The organism is Actinosynnema sp. CA-299493 (genome assembly GCF_050946825.1).
In the GTDB taxonomy this organism is placed as follows: domain Bacteria; phylum Actinomycetota; class Actinomycetes; order Mycobacteriales; family Pseudonocardiaceae; genus Actinosynnema.
In genome coordinates, this window is the sequence record NZ_CP191993.1 from 1,745,902 (window position 1) to 1,761,969 (window position 16,068).

The 16,068-nt window shown below is 69.5% G+C and carries 18 protein-coding genes; 9 read left to right on the forward strand and 9 right to left on the reverse strand.

Features of this window, described 5'->3' with window-relative positions; translation table 11 throughout:
- Positions 1-52 precede the first annotated feature (52 nt).
- Positions 53-757, forward strand: a complete 705-nt coding sequence (locus ACQPYE_RS08500; protein WP_498720415.1) for a hypothetical protein — start codon at positions 53-55, stop codon at positions 755-757.
- Between the two features lie 1,931 nt (positions 758-2,688).
- Here the strand turns inward: ACQPYE_RS08500 and ACQPYE_RS08505 are convergent.
- On the reverse strand, positions 2,689-3,321 hold the full coding sequence (locus tag ACQPYE_RS08505; RefSeq protein ID WP_498720416.1) for a DUF3043 domain-containing protein: 633 nt from the start codon (positions 3,319-3,321) through the stop codon (positions 2,689-2,691).
- A 42-nt stretch (positions 3,322-3,363) separates the two neighbouring features.
- Between ACQPYE_RS08505 and ACQPYE_RS08510 the strand changes: the two genes are divergently transcribed.
- The 3 genes from ACQPYE_RS08510 (at position 3,364) to ACQPYE_RS08520 (ending at position 5,268) form a co-directional block, all read left to right on the forward strand.
- A complete protein-coding gene (locus tag ACQPYE_RS08510; protein WP_498720417.1) occupies positions 3,364-4,383 on the forward strand; it encodes a glycerate kinase family protein in 1,020 nt (339 codons plus the stop codon).
- 89 nt (positions 4,384-4,472) lie between these two features.
- Positions 4,473-4,847, forward strand: coding sequence for a HesB/IscA family protein (locus ACQPYE_RS08515; protein WP_498720418.1), 375 nt, complete (start codon positions 4,473-4,475; stop codon positions 4,845-4,847).
- A gap of 85 nt (positions 4,848-4,932) precedes the next feature.
- On the forward strand, positions 4,933-5,268 hold the full coding sequence (locus ACQPYE_RS08520) for a PASTA domain-containing protein (RefSeq protein ID WP_498720419.1): 336 nt from the start codon (positions 4,933-4,935) through the stop codon (positions 5,266-5,268).
- Here ACQPYE_RS08520 and ACQPYE_RS08525 read toward each other — a convergent pair.
- Both ACQPYE_RS08525 and ACQPYE_RS08530 read right to left on the reverse strand, forming a co-directional pair.
- On the reverse strand, positions 5,259-5,432 hold the full coding sequence (locus ACQPYE_RS08525) for a hypothetical protein (RefSeq protein WP_498720420.1): 174 nt from the start codon (positions 5,430-5,432) through the stop codon (positions 5,259-5,261). The two genes, ACQPYE_RS08520 and ACQPYE_RS08525, sit on opposite strands and share 10 nt — an antisense overlap.
- A gap of 73 nt (positions 5,433-5,505) precedes the next feature.
- Complete coding sequence (locus ACQPYE_RS08530) at positions 5,506-6,684, reverse strand: MFS transporter (RefSeq protein ID WP_498720421.1); 1,179 nt, start codon at positions 6,682-6,684, stop codon at positions 5,506-5,508.
- Positions 6,685-6,765: 81 nt separating this feature from the next.
- On the opposite strand from ACQPYE_RS08530, the gene ACQPYE_RS08535 reads away from it, so the two are divergent.
- A complete protein-coding gene (locus ACQPYE_RS08535) occupies positions 6,766-7,176 on the forward strand; it encodes a MerR family transcriptional regulator (RefSeq protein WP_498720423.1) in 411 nt (136 codons plus the stop codon).
- Between the two features lie 54 nt (positions 7,177-7,230).
- Here ACQPYE_RS08535 and asnB read toward each other — a convergent pair whose 3' ends face one another.
- Complete coding sequence (gene asnB, locus ACQPYE_RS08540) at positions 7,231-9,159, reverse strand: asparagine synthase (glutamine-hydrolyzing) (protein ID WP_498720424.1); 1,929 nt, start codon at positions 9,157-9,159, stop codon at positions 7,231-7,233.
- 207 nt (positions 9,160-9,366) lie between these two features.
- On the opposite strand from asnB, the gene ctaC reads away from it, so the two are divergent.
- Together ctaC and ACQPYE_RS08550 are read left to right on the forward strand one after the other, a co-directional pair.
- Positions 9,367-10,299 carry an aa3-type cytochrome oxidase subunit II gene (ctaC, locus tag ACQPYE_RS08545; RefSeq protein WP_123743454.1) on the forward strand — a complete coding sequence of 311 codons (933 nt, stop codon included), beginning with the start codon at positions 9,367-9,369 and terminating at the stop codon, positions 10,297-10,299.
- Positions 10,300-10,311: 12 nt separating this feature from the next.
- Positions 10,312-10,728 carry a cytochrome c oxidase subunit 4 gene (locus tag ACQPYE_RS08550; protein ID WP_498720425.1) on the forward strand — a complete coding sequence of 139 codons (417 nt, stop codon included), beginning with the start codon at positions 10,312-10,314 and terminating at the stop codon, positions 10,726-10,728.
- A 59-nt stretch (positions 10,729-10,787) separates the two neighbouring features.
- On the opposite strand, the gene ACQPYE_RS08555 is transcribed toward ACQPYE_RS08550, so the two are convergent.
- Both ACQPYE_RS08555 and ACQPYE_RS08560 read right to left on the reverse strand, forming a co-directional pair.
- On the reverse strand, positions 10,788-11,456 hold the full coding sequence (locus ACQPYE_RS08555) for a lysophospholipid acyltransferase family protein (RefSeq protein WP_498720426.1): 669 nt from the start codon (positions 11,454-11,456) through the stop codon (positions 10,788-10,790).
- 64 nt (positions 11,457-11,520) lie between these two features.
- Entirely contained in the window at positions 11,521-12,438 is a 918-nt protein-coding gene (locus tag ACQPYE_RS08560) for an MBL fold metallo-hydrolase (protein WP_498720428.1), read from the reverse strand.
- Positions 12,439-12,520: 82 nt separating this feature from the next.
- On the opposite strand from ACQPYE_RS08560, the gene ACQPYE_RS08565 reads away from it, so the two are divergent.
- Complete coding sequence (locus tag ACQPYE_RS08565; protein ID WP_498720429.1) at positions 12,521-13,393, forward strand: LysR family transcriptional regulator; 873 nt, start codon at positions 12,521-12,523, stop codon at positions 13,391-13,393.
- A gap of 56 nt (positions 13,394-13,449) precedes the next feature.
- Here the strand turns inward: ACQPYE_RS08565 and trpD are convergent, their stop codons facing one another.
- Genes trpD through ACQPYE_RS08580 form a run of 3 tightly spaced genes read right to left on the reverse strand, consistent with a single transcriptional unit; the run spans position 13,450 to position 15,366 of the window.
- Positions 13,450-14,502, reverse strand: a complete 1,053-nt coding sequence (trpD, locus tag ACQPYE_RS08570; protein WP_498720430.1) for an anthranilate phosphoribosyltransferase — start codon at positions 14,500-14,502, stop codon at positions 13,450-13,452.
- 7 nt (positions 14,503-14,509) lie between these two features.
- On the reverse strand, positions 14,510-14,920 hold the full coding sequence (locus ACQPYE_RS08575; protein WP_498720432.1) for a hypothetical protein: 411 nt from the start codon (positions 14,918-14,920) through the stop codon (positions 14,510-14,512).
- 53 nt (positions 14,921-14,973) lie between these two features.
- Positions 14,974-15,366 carry a hypothetical protein gene (locus ACQPYE_RS08580; RefSeq protein ID WP_498720433.1) on the reverse strand — a complete coding sequence of 131 codons (393 nt, stop codon included), beginning with the start codon at positions 15,364-15,366 and terminating at the stop codon, positions 14,974-14,976.
- Between the two features lie 84 nt (positions 15,367-15,450).
- Between ACQPYE_RS08580 and ctaE the strand changes: the two genes are divergently transcribed.
- Entirely contained in the window at positions 15,451-16,059 is a 609-nt protein-coding gene (gene ctaE / locus ACQPYE_RS08585; protein WP_082404045.1) for an aa3-type cytochrome oxidase subunit III, read from the forward strand.
- Positions 16,060-16,068 lie beyond the last annotated feature (9 nt).

Below are 16,068 nucleotides of genomic sequence, written 5' to 3' on the forward strand. Positions count from 1 at the left end.
TCGAGCGGCGCGGCTACTGGAAGTCGCGTTGCAGTTGCGCCAAGATGAAGAGATGACCGAAACGGCGATTCGCGCAGGAAGCCAACTGCTGTATGTCGCAGTTGACATGCGAGGCATGGCGGTAAGAAATCTGAATCGTTTCGAACGGGTGCAGCCGTCTATGAAAGACTTCGCGCAAGGAGCGCTGGATATACTCACCCTGTGGGATTGCAGTGCGCGAATTGCCTTCCTGGACCTTCTTTATGAAGACCGCGAGAAAGCGGAGCTTTCGCCACTTGAACAGGCTCGCACCTGGGAAATTAATCGGGCGGCCTTGAAGTCAGGTCAAGCGGCGCTCGTGGCAGATATAAAAGAAGAACTCTTGATCAGAAAAACTTCAATGGCCAGTCCTTGGACTAGCATCCTGAAAGTGGCTGCTAACAACTCGGCGCCAGTCGCCTACGGACTGGCTGGCCTATACGGACTTCAGCGTCTCTTGCGAATGTTGATGGATTGGCAAGAGCACAGGCGTGAATTGGTGCGAAAAAAGCAAGTAGATCAGGCGAGGTCTGTGCTTGAGGAACTTCTAGTTGAACACGCGAGGGCGGAGGCGCTGAGGTCGATGCCCAAGAATGGGAGCCCACAGCGACGTCTAGAGTCGATTAACCGCATCATGGAGATAATCGGCCAAGACGTGAGAATGGCGCTCTACACGATGCCCGACGTCATTGATTCCCAAATGATTACCGAAGGTGATCCGCGTGCATCAGAAAACTAGTCCAGGATGATCCTCGGTTCGACGGAATTTTGCGTTCTGCCGTGTCCAGTTAGCGGCTTTCGCCGCCGCCCCTTCCCTGGAGGACTTCTGTCGGTGATGCCACCCGCAGAGCGAGGTGAGGTTGGCGTCTCGGTGGTCGTCACCGCGCAGAACGTGGTCCACGTCGCTCGCCGGTTCCGCGCACCGCACCCCGGATTCGTCGAGGTGGGTGCAGCGGTAACCGTCGCGCTTCAAGATGCGAGCGCGGATGCGAACCCAGTCGGCCGGGAGGCGACTACGCCGGTCAGAACCGGACCACTGGGGCATGGCGAATACCGCCTCACGACGTGGAAAAGGGGGCCTCGACGACGTTCGCGGGAAGAGGAGGACCCGCTGCCGACCCGAGGCGACTTGAAAGGCACAAGCGCAGAAGGCTCGTATTGCCTAAGTGACTTCGTCTGTAGGCCCCGAAGGGGCCTAAGCCTTGAGCGCTTCGTCTTGGCGTTTCAGGCTTTCACTTATATATACGGTTGTTGATCAAAGTCTTAGAACCAAGCCTGGCTGTGACCTGAGCCACAAGACTCCAGGCTTAGGCGGCGGCGAAGGGCCGGAAGAGGTTGGGGCCCTGACGGGCCCGCAGCGGCGAAGGGCTGGGCCTCATCGGGAAGGCTTGGCGATGGGGCCCCGGAAGGGCCCACGTGAGGAGGAGCCTCGGAGGCTTGGGTCTCAAAGGGCTCATGGAGGCAGGGTTGCTGTGACAGGCGTCAATCTCAATCATTCATTGACGCCTCGTCGTGCTGAATACATTCACGACGTAAGGACAAATTGCGCGCACAGTGATGAGCTATGCACGGACGGTGAACCCAGGCAAGTTCACCCGAACGAGTGAGTCTCGTTGTGGCGCAGGACTATCTAACAGGTGTAACTTACGGGGGCGGTTGAGCTCCTCCTCTCACGACTCCCAGACTTCGTCTGGGCCTAGTGGGGAGGCCGACGGGCTCCTCTCACTGGATGGCGTCTGCACTGGCAGGCATTCCGATGGAGGGCTCATGTCGCGTCGTAAAAAGAAGCAAACCCGTAAGGCTGTCGCGGAGAAGCGGCGCGCACGATTCGAAGATAGGATCATGCGAGGTCTCTTCTGGGCGGCGGTGGCCGGTGGGCCCGTTCTCGAATGGGTAACGCGCTAACCATCGCTGTTTGTGCCTAGTGGTGCTTTGCGCCGCATATGGCCCGCGGCTTTTCTTACTGCTTACGATAGTCAACTTTCGAAACTCTCACGCTGCGGTTAATCCAGCTAAAGGTCACTCGGCACTGAACGTTGTAGGTCTGCTGTGCCCGAGGTCACGACCAACGGGCAGATGACGCATGCCCAGCGGCCGAAACCACCCGTTTCCGCGAGCGCCAGCTCGGCGCCGCACAAGCCTCCGCGGGTACGTCTGCGCAGGCGAGGACCCGTGTGCAGGCTTCCTTCCGCCGCCGTGGGCCGCAGGCCCCGATTGAGCGAAACCGCGAGATTTTTTCCGCCGCCGGGCAGCGCAAAAGCCTCTGCTGATCCGCGCTGAGCTGCGGCGACACAGCGAGTGGCCTCCGTTCCCAAGCTCGCGAGCGACCTCGGAACCGTGGCGCGATCTCAGCCGCTAAGACATGGCGGTACCCTCCTGACCCGCAAGGGGTCATACCCCCAGGGGTAGATAGGCGCTCGGCATGGTGTATACCCGCGCCCGTTGCGCGCGGTTCCCTTTCATCGCGGAGAGCGCGTCACGCACGGGCAGGCAGCGACCAGCGAGCGAGCGACCAGCGCGAGGCAGGCGGCACGCACGCGACAGAGCATGAGCCAGGTCACAACTCCATGCGGGGAAGTCTAGTGAGGACTCGTTCGGCAAGCTAATGAACTCGGCCCCTCGCCACGGGAGTGGCGAGGGGCCGAGTGAGGTCTTCGACAGAGGCGGAGGTCAGACCTTGTCGCCGGGGCTGACCCGGGGCTTGGGCACCCGCAGGCGGCGCAGCTGGCTGGCCCGGATGAACGAGTACCAGCCGATGGACAGGCCGCGGGTGGTGTCGTTGGGGAACTTCAGCCGCACCCGGCGGTTCACCATCCGGCCGAGCACGAAGCCCTCGACGATCATCGCCAGCAGCATGAACGTGGTCAGCAGCGTCGCGTACTGCTGGACGTCCGGCATCGGCACGAGCAGCGCGACGAACACCAGGATCGCCAGCGGCATGAACAGGCCCATGAGGTTGCGCCGCGAGTCGACCACGTCGCGGATGTAGGCCTTCACCGGGCCGCGGTCGCGGGGCAGGAGGTACTTGTCCTCGCCCGCCATCATCCGCTGCCGCCGCTCGGCCGCCGCCGCGCGGCGCTCTTCCTTGGACACCTTGTTCCCGCGCGACCGCTTCAACGCCTCCCGCTGCGTTCGGGGAGGCGGCGGCACGGGGCCGCGTCGCTTGCCCTCGGCCTCGCGTCGCTTCGGGGTGGGCCGCCCCTTGCCTGGCGTGCGCGACGGATCGGCCGGGTTCACCTCCGCGGGAGCGTCCTCGGTGGTGGTCTCGGCGGTTTCGTCGGCGTTGCGGCGCAGGAACCTCACCACACCAGAGTAGGAGATGCCCCGATAAGTACTGTTCGCGAGGTGCGAGTTGTTATTGCGCCGGACTGCTTCGGCGGAACGCTGACCGCGCGGGAGGTCGCCGAGGCCGTGGCCGAGGGCTGGCGCCGAACCGCTCCCGACGACGAGCTCCACCTGCGCCCGCTGGCCGACGGCGGGCCCGGTTTCGTGGACGTGCTGCACGCCGCCCTGGGCGGAACGCCGCACGTGGCGACCGTCACCGGGCCGTTGGGCACGCCCGTGGAGGCGGTGTGGCTGGAGCACGGCGGCACCGCCTACATCGAGTCCGCCCAGGCCTGTGGCCTGCACCTCGTCCCCGTCGACGAGCGCGCGCGGGCCGCCGAGACCGCCACCACCCGGGGCGTCGGCGAGCTGGTCAACGCGGCCGGTGACGCCGGGGTGCGCACGATCGTGGTCGGCCTCGGCGGCTCGGGGACGACGGACGGCGGCTCGGGGCTGCGCGAGGCGGTCCGTCCCGTCACCGCCCGGCTGGTCGCCGCCGCCGACGTGGAGAACCCGCTGCTGGGCCCGCACGGCGCCGCGCGCACGTTCGGCCCGCAGAAGGGCGCGTCGCCCGAGGCGGTGGAGCGGCTGGAGGCGCGGCTGGCCGCGATGGACGAGCTGGCCGACGTCCGCGACCGGCCAGGCGCGGGTGCGGCGGGCGGCCTCGGAGCCGCGTTGATGGCGCTCGGGGCCGAGGTGGCATCCGGCGCGGGGATGGTGCGGGAACTCACCCGGTTGGATGAAGCCCTGGACCACGCCGACCTGGCCGTGACCGGTGAGGGGAGCTTCGACTGGCAGTCGCTGCGCGGGAAGCTGGTGACCGCCGTGGCCCGCGGCGCGGCGGAACGCGGCGTGCCGTGCGTGGTGCTCGCGGGCCAGGTCACGGTGGGCAGGCGGGAGGCGTCGGCGGCGGGCGTGCAGGAGTCGTACGCGGTGGCCGCCCACGCGGGCTCCGTGGAGCGCAGCATGGCCGACCCGGCCGGCACGCTGGCCGACCTCGCCGCGCACGTGGCGAGGCAGTGGTCACACTCCCGGCGCTGACGTCTGTGCGACCATGGGTGTAGGAACAAAGCGGGTACCTCCCGTGTTGCCCGGAATAGTTGCCCGCAAAGGACCTCTGAGGGAGAGCCATGACGACCGCTCAGGACGCAGTCACCACGACTCCTGACGCCCCGCCCACCCACGGTGTGACGCTGACCGACGCGGCTGCCGTGAAGGCCAAGGCGCTGCTGGACCAGGAGGGTCGCGACGACATGCACCTGCGCATCGCCGTCCAGCCCGGTGGTTGCGCGGGGCTGCGTTACCAGCTGTTCTTCGACGAGCGCACGCTCGACGGTGACGCGCTGCGCGACTTCGACGGCATGAAGGTGGCCGTCGACCGCATGAGCGCGCCGTACGTCGAGGGCGCCGTGATCGACTTCGTGGACACGATCGAGAAGCAGGGTTTCACCATCGACAACCCGAACGCCGGCGGCTCGTGCGCCTGCGGCGACTCGTTCCACTGATCGACCCGCTGGACCGCAGTTCACGGGAAAGGCCCTCGCCACGGCGGGGGCCTTTCCCGTTGCGCCTGGTGGGACGCTGGTGCCCATGACGCACGCGGAGGTGCCGCACCTGGTCGGCCTGACCGTCCCCCGGGCTCGCGAGACGGGCCACGCCGCGGGCGTGGTGGTGACCTCGCGTGACGTGGACGGCCCGCCGCTGGGGGCGCTGACCTGGCCGGGGACCTGGATCGTCACCGCACAGGACCCGACCGCCGGCCACCGGGTGCGTCGCGGCACGGCGGTCGTGATCGACTTCGAGGAGCACCCGGACGCCGGTGGCGCGGGCGACCGCGAACCCCGCCGGCCACTGCCCTCGCCCGACGAGGTCGAGGCCGACCGGATCGAGGACCGCGCCGAGGACCGCCCAGGGGCTCAGACGTAGGCGTCCAGGTCGGCGACCTGGGCGTAGTTGGCGTCGTCCACCCGCCACGGCGTCGCGGACCCCGGTTCGGGGTGGGACTCGCCCTCCGCGCCGCGCAGCTCCCGCGGCAGCTCGGTGCAGTCCTCGATCAGCTCGGCCAAGGTGTTCGCGTCGGTGTTCCTCACACCCGCGACCGTATGCGTGCCAAAGTCTTGACAAAAGCCCTACCGGGCGGTAGTACCGCCCGGTAGGGCCATCTCACACGTGCGCGACCAGCGGTGTGGGTGCGGTGGACTTTGTCGGACGGGCGGTGAGCCTGCCGACCACCAGGGCCACCCCCACGCCGAGGATGGTCGACACCCCGCCGACGGTCCCCACCCACCGCAGGCCCAGCCCGCTCGTCAGCACCACGCCGCCGAGCATCGGGCCGAGCGCCGCGGCCACGTTGAACGCGGAGATGTTCACCGAGGCGACCAGCCCGGCCGCCGGACCCGCCTGCCCCATCAGGTAGGTGTGGATCAGCGGACCCGCCGTGAACGCGCTCGCGCCCAGCACGAACACGCTCACCACGGCCGCCACCTTGCTCTCCAGCATCAGCCCCTGCGCCAGCAGCACCACGCCGAGCACGCCCAGCGGGATCGGCAGCACGCGGGCGATCCGGTCCGGCGCGACCCTGCCCGCCACCGTGCTGCCGACGAGCGTCCCCAGGCCGTACACGAGCAGCACGCCGGTCACCCAGGCCGGCTCGAAACCGCTCACCTCGCGCAACGCCGGCGCGACGTACGTGAACGCCGTGATCAGCCCGGTGAACGACAGGATCGTCGTGACCAGCCCCAGCAGCACGGTCCGCTTGCCGAACGCGAACAGGCTCGCCCGCACACCGGGGTCGGGCTCGTGCGCGACCTTCGGCGTGCCGAGCACGACCCCGACGAGGCCGATCGCCGTCAACGCGCTGACCAGCACGAACGATGCCCGCCAGCCGTAGTTCTGACCGATCAGCGTGCCGAGCGGGATGCCGAGGATGGTGGACAGCGCGACGCCGTTGACGACCTTGGCGATGGCCGCGGTCTGCTTCTCCGGCGGCACGGCGGCGACGGCGATCTGGGACGCCACCGCGAAGAACAGGCCCTGGGCGAGCGCGGCGACCATGCGCGCCACCATCAGCAGGGTGTAGTCGTCGGCCAAGGCGCTGCCGAGGGAGGCCACCAGGGCCAGCGCCATGACGGAGATCAGGAGCTTGCGGCGCGCGATGCGCCCGGTGAGCACGGTGAGGACCGGACCGCCGAGGGCGACCGACACGGCGTAGGCGGTCACCAGCAGGCCCGCGGTCGGCACGTCGACGCCCAGGTCGGCGGCCAGCTCCGGCAGCACGCCGACGATGATGAACTCGGATGTGCCCACCGCGAAGGCGCTGAGCATCAGGATGAAGGCGATCACGGCGACGACGCTAAAGTGTGACACTGACGTCAGGGTCAAGGTGGCGTGATCGAACGCTCTTTTGGGCAGGGGTGGGAATAAGTGCTGATCGGCGAGCTCGCGGAGAAGACCGGCGCCACCGTGCGGATGCTGCGCTACTACGACCAGCAGGGCCTGCTCACGCCCCAGCGCACCGAGTCCCGCTACCGCGTCTACGACGAGTCCGATGTGGAGCGCGTGCGCAGCGTCCGCTGCCTCATCGGCTCCGGCCTGAACGTGCGCCTGGCGCGGCTCGTGCTCGCGCACGCGTTCGACCAGGACGTCGAGCTGCCCGAGGACGAGGCCGGCTGCGTGCCGCTGCTGCGCATGCTGAACGACGAGCTGACGTCCATCGAGGCCCGCATCGAGCAGCTGACCCACAGCAAGCGCCACCTGGGCGAACTGGTCGCCGACGTCACCCGGATCATGCGGGAGAAGACCGACGGGGAGTGCGTGGCCGAACCGGTGGGCTGAGCCGGCGCGCGAAGGCCCCCGGCACGCGCGCGCCGGGGGCCTGCACCGCCTGACCTAGAGCTTGACGGGGTAGTGCGGCTCCGGGACGACCGGGCGGATCCGGCCCTCCACGAAGATCCCGTGCCAGATCATGAACACCAGCAGCGCCCAGATCCGCCTGCTGTTGTCCGCGACACCCGACCGGTGCTCCTCGATGACCCGCAGCACCGCGCCCTTGTCGATGTACTGGTCGGTCTGCGACTGGCGGACGGTCTCCACCGCCCAGTCGTGCATCTCGTCCTTCAGCCAGTGCCGGATCGGCACCGGGAAGCCCAGCTTGCGCCGGTTGAGCACGTGCGCGGGCACGATGTCGCGGATCGCCCGGCGCAGCGCGTGCTTGGTCGTCTCCTTGGTGAGCTTCAGCTCCGACGGCACCTGCGACGCGATCCGGAACACCTCGGGGTCCAGGAACGGCACCCGCAGTTCGAGCGAGTTCGCCATCGTCATCTTGTCGGCCTTGACCAGGATGTCGCCGCGCAACCAGGTGAACAGGTCCACGTGCTGCATCCGCGTCACCGGGTCCCAGCCCTCGGACTCCCGGTACACGTGCCCGGTCACGTCCTTGTGCGACACGTTCGGGTCGTACGTGCGCAGCACCTGGCGCAACTGGTCGTCCATGAAGATCCGCGCGTTGCCGTAGTAGCGCTCCTCCAGCGTGAGCGCCCCGCGCCGCAGCAGGTCCTTGCCGCGCACGCCCTGCGGGATCTTCGTGGACACCTTGCCCATGGCCTTGCGCAACGCGCCCGGCACCTTCTCGAACGGCGCCAGCGACAGCGGCTCGCGGTAGATCGTGTAGCCGCCGAACAGCTCGTCCGCGCCCTCGCCCGACAGCACGACCTTCACGTGCTCGCGCGCCTCGCGGGCGATGAACCACAGCGGCACCAGCGCCGGGTCGGCCACCGGGTCGTCCAGGTACCACGTGATCAGCGGCAGGGCGTCCATCATCTCCTGCGCCGTCACCGCCCGGACCACGTGCTTCACCCCGATCGCGGCGGCCGACTCGGCGGCCACGTCGATCTCCGAGTAGCCCTGCCGCTCGAACCCCGTGGTGAACGTGATCAGGTCCGGGTTGTGCTCCTTGGCCAGCGCCGCGACCACGGTCGAGTCGATGCCGCCGGACAGGAACGAGCCGACCGTCACGTCCGCCCGCATGTGCTTGGCCACCGAGTCGCGCAACGCCTCGGTGATCTCGTCGTACAGCCGGTTCTCGTCCGCCTCGCCGCGCACCGCGCGCGGCCGGAACGTGGCCGGGAAGTACCGCTCGACCACCGGCCGGCCACCCGGCTTGAGGGTGAACGAGGTGCCGGACTCGATCCGGTGAATCTCGCTCTGCAGCGACTCCGGCTCCGGCACGTACTGCAGGATCAGGTAGTGCTGCAGCGCCTTCTCGTCCACCTTCGGCTCGATGCCGATCGTGGGCGCCAGCTCCAGCACCGACTTCTTCTCGCTGGAGAACGCCACGCCACCCGGGCCGGCCGCGTAGTACAGCGGCTTGATGCCGAACGGGTCGCGCGCGCCGAACACCACCCGGCGCGCCTTGTCCCAGATCAGGAACGCGAACATGCCGCGCAGCCTGGCCACGGCGGCCGGGCCCCAGTAGTGGTAGGCGGCCACGATCGTCTCGGTGTCGCCGTCGGTGGCGAACACGGCGCCGAACTGCTTGGTCAGCTCCGCGCGCAGCTCCACGTAGTTGTAGATCTCGCCGTTGAACAGGATCGCGTACCGACCCTGCTGGTCGTGCGGACCCCAGTGCAGGGGTTGGTGCGAGTGCTCGATGTCGATGATGGACAGGCGGTTGAAGCCGAAGACGACCTCACCGCCCTGCCAGGTGCCGCTCTCGTCGGGGCCGCGGTGCCGCTGGCAGCGCAGTGCCCCAGCCACCGCCGAGCGCGCCCGCTGAGCCTCGTTCTCGCCAGGGCAAACCAGTCCTACCAGGCCGCACACGCCGTAAACACCCTTCGTGTCGTGTGGAGAAGACTCCAGTATGCCGGGGCGCCGGTGTGTGACCGAAACTGCACTCCAAGGGGGCAGCCCCCGACGGGTGACGCGCCGTGCGCTGGGCTACGCTCCCGCATGATCCGGCATGGGGCGCAACCACACCCCTGCCTGCGAGCTTTGTGACGTTGAGGGCGACTGAGGAGGCGGCGAGCAGTGGGCCTGAAGGAGGGCACCAGGGCAGCCCGGCTGGCGAAGGTCGGCGGGCTGGTCGGCCTGGTCGGCGTCGGGGCCACGGGTTGCTCCACGGAAGAGGTGCTGCGCTTCGGTTGGCCGGTGGCCGTGACGCCGCAGGCCGAGGCGATGCGCGAGCTGTGGACCTGGTCGGTCGTCGCGGCTCTCGCGGTCGGCGTGATCGTGTGGGGCCTGATCCTCTGGTCGGTCGCGTTCCACCGCAAGAAGAGCGAGGAGCTGCCCCGCCAGGTCGCCTACAACCTGCCGCTGGAGCTCGTGCTGCTGGTCGTGCCGACGATCATCGTGGCGGTGTTGTTCTACTTCACCGCCGTGACGCAGAACTACGTCACGGACAAGTCGAAGACGCCCGACGTCACGGTCGACGTGATCGCGTTCCAGTGGAACTGGGAGTTCCAGTACCCCCAGTACAAGACCGAGTCCGCGGACCTGCCGGTCAGCACCGTCGGCACGTCCGGCGAGATCCCGCTGCTGGTGGTGCCGCAGGGCAAGTCGATCCGCTTCAACCTGCGCTCGACCGACGTCATCCACTCGTTCTACGTGCCTGAGTTCCACTTCAAGCGGGACGTCTTCCCCGAGCCGGAGAAGAACAACCAGGACAACGCGTTCCAGATCGACCAGATCGACCGGACCGGGTCGTTCGTCGGCCGCTGCGCCGAGCTGTGCGGCGTCTACCACGCCGTGATGAACTTCGAGGTCAGGGCGCTGGAGTCGGCCGACTTCGACCGGTACATCGAGCTGCGGCAGGAGACGAACCCGGACACCGGGCAGCCGTACACCGCCGCCGAGGCGCTGACCGAGCTGAACTGCGGCGAGCTGTGCACGCCGCACGCCGTGACGACCAAGCCCTTCGACACCGACCGGACTGTCCGCGAGGCGTCCGACGGTGGGAAGTAGGAGGACGCTGCGATGAAGGTCGAAGCCCGCATTTTTGACTTGGTGATGGCGTTCTCGTTCCTGATGGCCGTCGTGTACGGCTACTGGACGTGGGCGGACACGAACGCCGTCGAGCCGACCGGCACGGTGGCGCTCGCGCTGACCGGCGGGTTGGCGCTGATCGTCGGCACGTACTTCCGGTTCGTCGCGCGGCGCATCGAGGTGCGGCCCGAGGACAACGCGGACGCCGAGATCAGCGACGGCGCCGGTGAGCTGGGCTTCTTCAGCCCCGGCAGCTACTGGCCGATCGGCCTGGCGGCGGCTGCCGCGACGGCGGGCGTGGCGCTCGCGTTCTGGCACGTCTGGCTGCTGGTGATCGCCGTGGTGCTGCTGCTGATCGCCGTGGGCGGTCTGGTGTTCGAGTACCACACCGGTCCGAGCCACGACTGAGCTCGGCATCGTCGAAGGGGGCCACCTCGCGGGGTGGCCCCCTTCGACGTTCCCGGCCGTCAGGCCGCGGCGTTCGAGCTCTGGTAGCTGTCCACGTACTCCTGCCCCGACAGCTCCAGGATGCGGTAGACGATCTCGTCGGTGACCGAGCGCAGCACCGGCAGCGACTCGTGCATGCCCGCGTAGCGGTCGAAGCGCAGCGGCTCGCCGAACCGGATCGTGATCGGGCGGATCCGGGGCAGCCTGCGGTCGACCGGCTGCACCTCGTCGGTGCCGATGAGCCCGACCGGGACGACCGGCGCGCCGGACTCCAGCGCCATCCGGGCCACGCCGGTGCGACCGCGGTGCAGGCGACCGTCCAGCGAGCGCGTGCCCTCGGGGTAGATGGCGAACGCGCCACCCCCGTCCAGGATGTCCTTCGCGGTGTCCAGCGACGCCCTGGCGGCCCGGCCGAGGCCCCGGCGCACGGGCACGTGGCCCAGTGAGCCGAAGAAGTAGCGGGACAGCGCGCCCTTGGCGCCCCCGCCCTCGAAGTACTCGGCCTTGGCGAGGAACGAGACCCGCCGCGGCACCACCATCGGGATGACGATGCTGTCGATGAACGACAGGTGGTTCGGCGCGAGGATCACCGGACCGTCGGTGGGCACGTTCTCCAGCCCCTCGACCGTCGGCCGGTAGACCAGCCGCGCCGCGGGCGCCACCACTCGTTTCATCACCGTGTAGAGCATGTGGACAGCATGACCGGCCCCGGTTGCGCGGCGGTGAAAAGGTGGCCGCAATCTCCGGCGCCGCTCAAGCCGGCGGTTCCGCGGCCGTCGTCCGGTGCTCGGCGCACAGGCAGCCGACGCCCTTCCCGATCCACTCGCGACCGACCCACTCCGGGTGCCGGTCGACCATCAGCGCCTCGACCTCCGCGACGATGGCTTCTTCGCCCATCGCCGAATCGCGGCGTGCCCACGTCTCGTCGCGCAGCAGCCTGAGGTAGTCGCGGACGTCGGCGAGCAGTCGCGCGTCGCCGACCTCGCCGTGACCTGGCACGACGGTGCGCGCGCCGGTGTCGGCGAGGCGTTCCGCGACCGCCAGCCAGCGGGTGCCCGAGACGTCGGTGTCGTGCGGCGGGAACCAGGGGAAGATCGCGAACTGGCCCGCTTCCACCAGGTCGCCGGTGAACAGCACGTCCGCGTCCGGCACCCGGACGACCTGGTCGCCCCGGCTGTGCGCGCGGCCCGTGGCGCGCAGCTCCACCACCCGGCCGCCGAGGTCCAGGGAGTGCTCGTGGTCGTAGACGACGTCGGGCCGCACGAGCTCGACGCCGTCGAGTCGCCGGGCGACCGACTCGCCCAACCCCCGGAACATCTCCAGGTAGCCGGGGCCCTTCCGGGCCAGGTCGTCGGCCTGGTCGCGGTTGAGCAGGAAGGTCGCCTCGCCCGCGAAGACCTGCGCGCCGAACGCGTGCTCGGGGTGGAAGTGGGTCGTGGTCAGGTACAGCCTGCGTCCCCTGGCGTGCTCGACCGCGAACTCCAGCACGGCCTCGGCGTTGCGGACACCCAGCCCGGTCTCCACCACGAGCACGGAGTGCGAGCCGCCGATGACGCCGATGTTGGGCACGAGCGGCACGCCTCCGTCCGGGACGACCACCAGGTCGCGGGCGAGTTCACGGGCGTCGGCGACCCGCACGGCGGGATCGGGCAAAGAGGTGGGTTCGGTCATGCCGCCAGTCCACTCCGGACCGGGTGGAGCCGTCCAAGACCGATGCCGCACCGCCGATACCGTCCGGGTATCGTCGCCGGTGATGGACCTCCGCGAGCTGCGCTACTTCGTCGCCGTCGCCGAAGAACTCCACTTCGGACGGGCCGCCGCCCGGCTGCACATGACCCAGCCGCCGCTCAGCCGCGCGATCAAGCAGCTGGAAACCGATCTCGGCCACGTGCTGCTGCACCGCTCACCGGCCGGGGTGGCGCTCACCCCGGCGGGCGCGTCGCTCCACGACGAGGCGCGCACGCTGCTGGCCCGCGCCGACCAGGTCCGCACCAGGGTGGCCGCCGCGGCGGGCCCGGCGTCCATCACGATCGGCACCCTCGCCGACAGCGCCGAGCGGGCGGGCACCCGACTGGCCGCCGCCTACCGCGCGCGCCACCCCGGGGTGCACGTCCGGATCCGCGAGGCCGACTTCGCCGACCCGACCACGGGACTGCGCGCCGGCTTGGTCGACGTGGCCCTCACCAGGGCGCCGTTCGACGTCACGGGCATCGTCACGCACGTGCTGCGCAGCGATCCGATCGGCGTGGTCCTGCGCGTGGACGACCCCTTGGCGGGCCGCGAGGGCGTGCACTCGGACGAGTTGGCCGACCGGCGGTGGTTCCGCCTGCCGGAGGGGACCGACCCGGTCTGGCAGGCGTACTGGAGCGGCGGGAAGGACCGGGACGGGCCGGTGGTGCGCACCGCGCACGAGTGCCTGCAAGCCGTGCTGTGGAACGGCACGGTGGGGTTGGCGCCGCTGGGGCACGCGCTGCCCGAAGGGCTCACGACGGTGCCGCTGGTCGACCTGCCGCCCAGCCCCCTGGTGGTGGCCTGGGTCGGTGCCGAACCAGGCCCGCTGATCCGTTCGTTCGCCCGGATCGCCGCGTCCGCCTACGGCTCCCGGGGGTCGCGGGCGGACCGTTGACGTCGGCTGGCCGTTGGTGGTCGGCTGACGGTTGTGGTTGGGCTGACCGCCGGAGGTCAGCCGTCCGCGAGGGCCGCCTTCAGCTCCGCCGACCGCGCCGCCCAGCGCCGCAGCAGGTCCGCCGCCGCGCCGGAGTCGATCGCCGTCGCCGCCCGGCTCATCGCGCCGGCGATGTCCGCGTGCAGGTCGTCCGAGAGCCCGCCGTGGGTGGCGAGCGCGCCCGCCGCGTTGAGCAGCACCGCGTCCCGCACCGCGCCGGGCTTCCCGGCCAGCAGGTCGCGCACGACCTCGGCGTTCACCGAGGCGTCGCCGCCCCTGAGGTCGTCGGCCAGCGCCGGCGCGATGCCCAGGACGGACGGGTCGATCCGGTCGGTCCGCACCTCGCCGCCGTCGGCCACCCACACCGACGTCGTGGTGGTCGTGGTGATCTCGTCCATCCCGTCGTCACCGCGCACGACCAGCATGGTGTTGCCCCGACGGGCGAAGACACCCGCGATGAGCGGCGCGAACGCCACCCGGGCGCACCCCACCAGGCCGACCTGCGGCTGCGCGGGGTTGGTCAGCGGGCCGAGCAGGTTGAACGAGGTGGGGATGCCGATCTCGCGGCGCGGCGCGCCCGCGTGCCGGAAACCGGGGTGGAACACCGGCGCGAAGCAGAACCCGATGCCCAGCTCCCGCACCGTCTGCTGCACGCCCAGCGGCGGCAGGTCGATGGCCACGCCGAGCGCTTCGAGCACGTCCGCCGTGCCGCACTTGGACGACGCCGCGCGGTTGCCGTGCTTGACCACCGGCACGCCGGCGGCGGACGTGACGATCGCCGCCATGGTCGAGATGTTCACCGACCCGGAGTTGTCGCCACCCGTGCCCACGATGTCCGCAGCGCGCACGTCCACGGTGAACCGGCGGGCGTGCCGGAGCATCATCGTGGCGATGCCGTCGACCTCCTCCGGCGTCTCGCCCTTGGCCCGCAGCGCCACCGCGAACGCGGCGATCTGCGCGGGCGTCGCGGCGCCGGACATCACTTGGTCCATGGCCCACGCCGTGTCGTCCTGGGACAGGTCGACCCGGTCGACGAGCTGGTTCAGCAGCAAGGGCCAGGTCCGCTCCACGGCGACCTCAGCCCCGGACGACCGGCAGCGCCGTCGAACGCAGCACCTCGGCCACGGTCTCGGCGGCGGCCAGCGGGTCGAGCGGGTGCACCAGCACCGCGTCCGCCTGCGACCACGTCGCCAGCCACCGGTCGTCCCTGCGGCGCACCGCCACCACGATCGGGGGACAGTCGGTGATCTCGTTCTTCAGCTGCCGGGACAGGCCCATGCCACCGGTCGGCTGCGCCTCGCCGTCCAGGATCGCCAGGTCGACGTTGCCGTTGTCCACCTCGTACAGGACGTCGGCGATCGTGCCCGCCTCGACGTACTCGACGCGGCCCAGGTCCGGCGCGGGTCGGCGGCCCACCGCAGTGATGATCGTCTCACGCACCTCGGGGCGGTGGCTGAACACCAGGATCCTGGTCGTCTGCGTGCTCATCGGCGCGATCCTCCGGCGGGTCGGGGTGCCAGGTGGGTCCCGATGCTATCCGGCTAACGGTGCGTGACTTGCAGTGCGTCCCACCCGATCCAGTCGCCGCCGAGCCGCTGGGCCAGGCTCGCCATCCGGGCGCGTTCCTGCGCGCAGTGCAAGGCGTCCAACCGCTGCACCCGCAGCGCGTGCCAGCGATCTTCCCGGCGGAGCGTCCACCCGTCCGGCGTGAGCAGCTCGCGCGCGCGTTCTACCTGGTCAGGTGGCAGTTCGAGGTGGTGGCGCAGCACCGCGGGCTCGTCCGCCCGCCACCGCGGCGACCTGGCCAGCGCCGCCGAGTCGGCCTCCGCGACGTCGAACGCCTCCACCACCACCTCCAGACCGGGTGAATCGATCCCCAGTGCGGGTACACCCCGCCGCGCCCGTCGACCACGCAACCGGCTCAACAACCCCATGACCGTCCTCACCGTGTGTGTGACCCAGATGACCTGCGCACGTGCCCCGGACCCGATGGGCGGGACGAAAACCTGCAAGCAATAATGCGTCGTGTGACAACGGCAGCGCCCTCAATCGGCCAGCGCGTGCACTCGCTGAACCGCCCGAACATGGTCAGCGTCGGCACGATCGTCTGGCTGTCCAGTGAGCTCATGTTCTTCGCCGGGCTCTTCGCCATGTTCTTCACGGTGAAGGCCCAGAACGAAGGGCACTGGCCACCAGCACCGACGCACCTGAACGTGCCTTACGCACTGTTCTTCACGATCATCCTGGTGGCGTCCTCGTTCACGTGCCAGTGGGGCGTGTTCGCCGCCGAGCGGGGTGACGTGTTCGGCCTGCGCCGCTGGTACATCGTGACGCTGATCATGGGCGCGATCTTCGTCGCCGGTCAGGCCGGTGAGTACGTCACCCTCGTCAGCGAGGGCACGACGATCCCGGCCTCGGCCTACGGCACCGTCTTCTACCTGACGACCGGCTTCCACGGCCTGCACGTGATCGGTGGCCTGATCGCGTTCGGCTACCTGCTGGTCCGCACGAAGCTGAGCAAGTTCACGCCCGCGCAGGCGACCTCCGCGATCGTCGTGTCGTACTACTGGCACTTCGTCGACGTCGTCTGGATCGGCTTGTTCGCCATCATCTACATCGTGCCCTGACCAGCCCGT

Excerpts from the sequence above, each read along its gene's own strand:
- ACQPYE_RS08500 (WP_498720415.1), top strand. The coding sequence starts at position 53 with ATGACCGAAACGGCGATTCGCGCAGGAAGCCAACTGCTGTATGTCGCA.
- ACQPYE_RS08515 (WP_498720418.1), top strand. The coding sequence starts at position 4,473 with ATGACGACCGCTCAGGACGCAGTCACCACGACTCCTGACGCCCCGCCC.
- ACQPYE_RS08520 (WP_498720419.1), top strand. The coding sequence starts at position 4,933 with ATGACGCACGCGGAGGTGCCGCACCTGGTCGGCCTGACCGTCCCCCGG.
- ACQPYE_RS08550 (WP_498720425.1), top strand. The coding sequence starts at position 10,312 with ATGAAGGTCGAAGCCCGCATTTTTGACTTGGTGATGGCGTTCTCGTTC.
- ACQPYE_RS08555 (WP_498720426.1), bottom strand. The coding sequence starts at position 11,456 with ATGCTCTACACGGTGATGAAACGAGTGGTGGCGCCCGCGGCGCGGCTG.
- ACQPYE_RS08560 (WP_498720428.1), bottom strand. The coding sequence starts at position 12,438 with ATGACCGAACCCACCTCTTTGCCCGATCCCGCCGTGCGGGTCGCCGAC.
- ACQPYE_RS08565 (WP_498720429.1), top strand. The coding sequence starts at position 12,521 with ATGGACCTCCGCGAGCTGCGCTACTTCGTCGCCGTCGCCGAAGAACTC.
- ACQPYE_RS08575 (WP_498720432.1), bottom strand. The coding sequence starts at position 14,920 with ATGAGCACGCAGACGACCAGGATCCTGGTGTTCAGCCACCGCCCCGAG.
- ACQPYE_RS08580 (WP_498720433.1), bottom strand. The coding sequence starts at position 15,366 with ATGGGGTTGTTGAGCCGGTTGCGTGGTCGACGGGCGCGGCGGGGTGTA.
- ctaE (WP_082404045.1), top strand. The coding sequence starts at position 15,451 with ATGCGTCGTGTGACAACGGCAGCGCCCTCAATCGGCCAGCGCGTGCAC.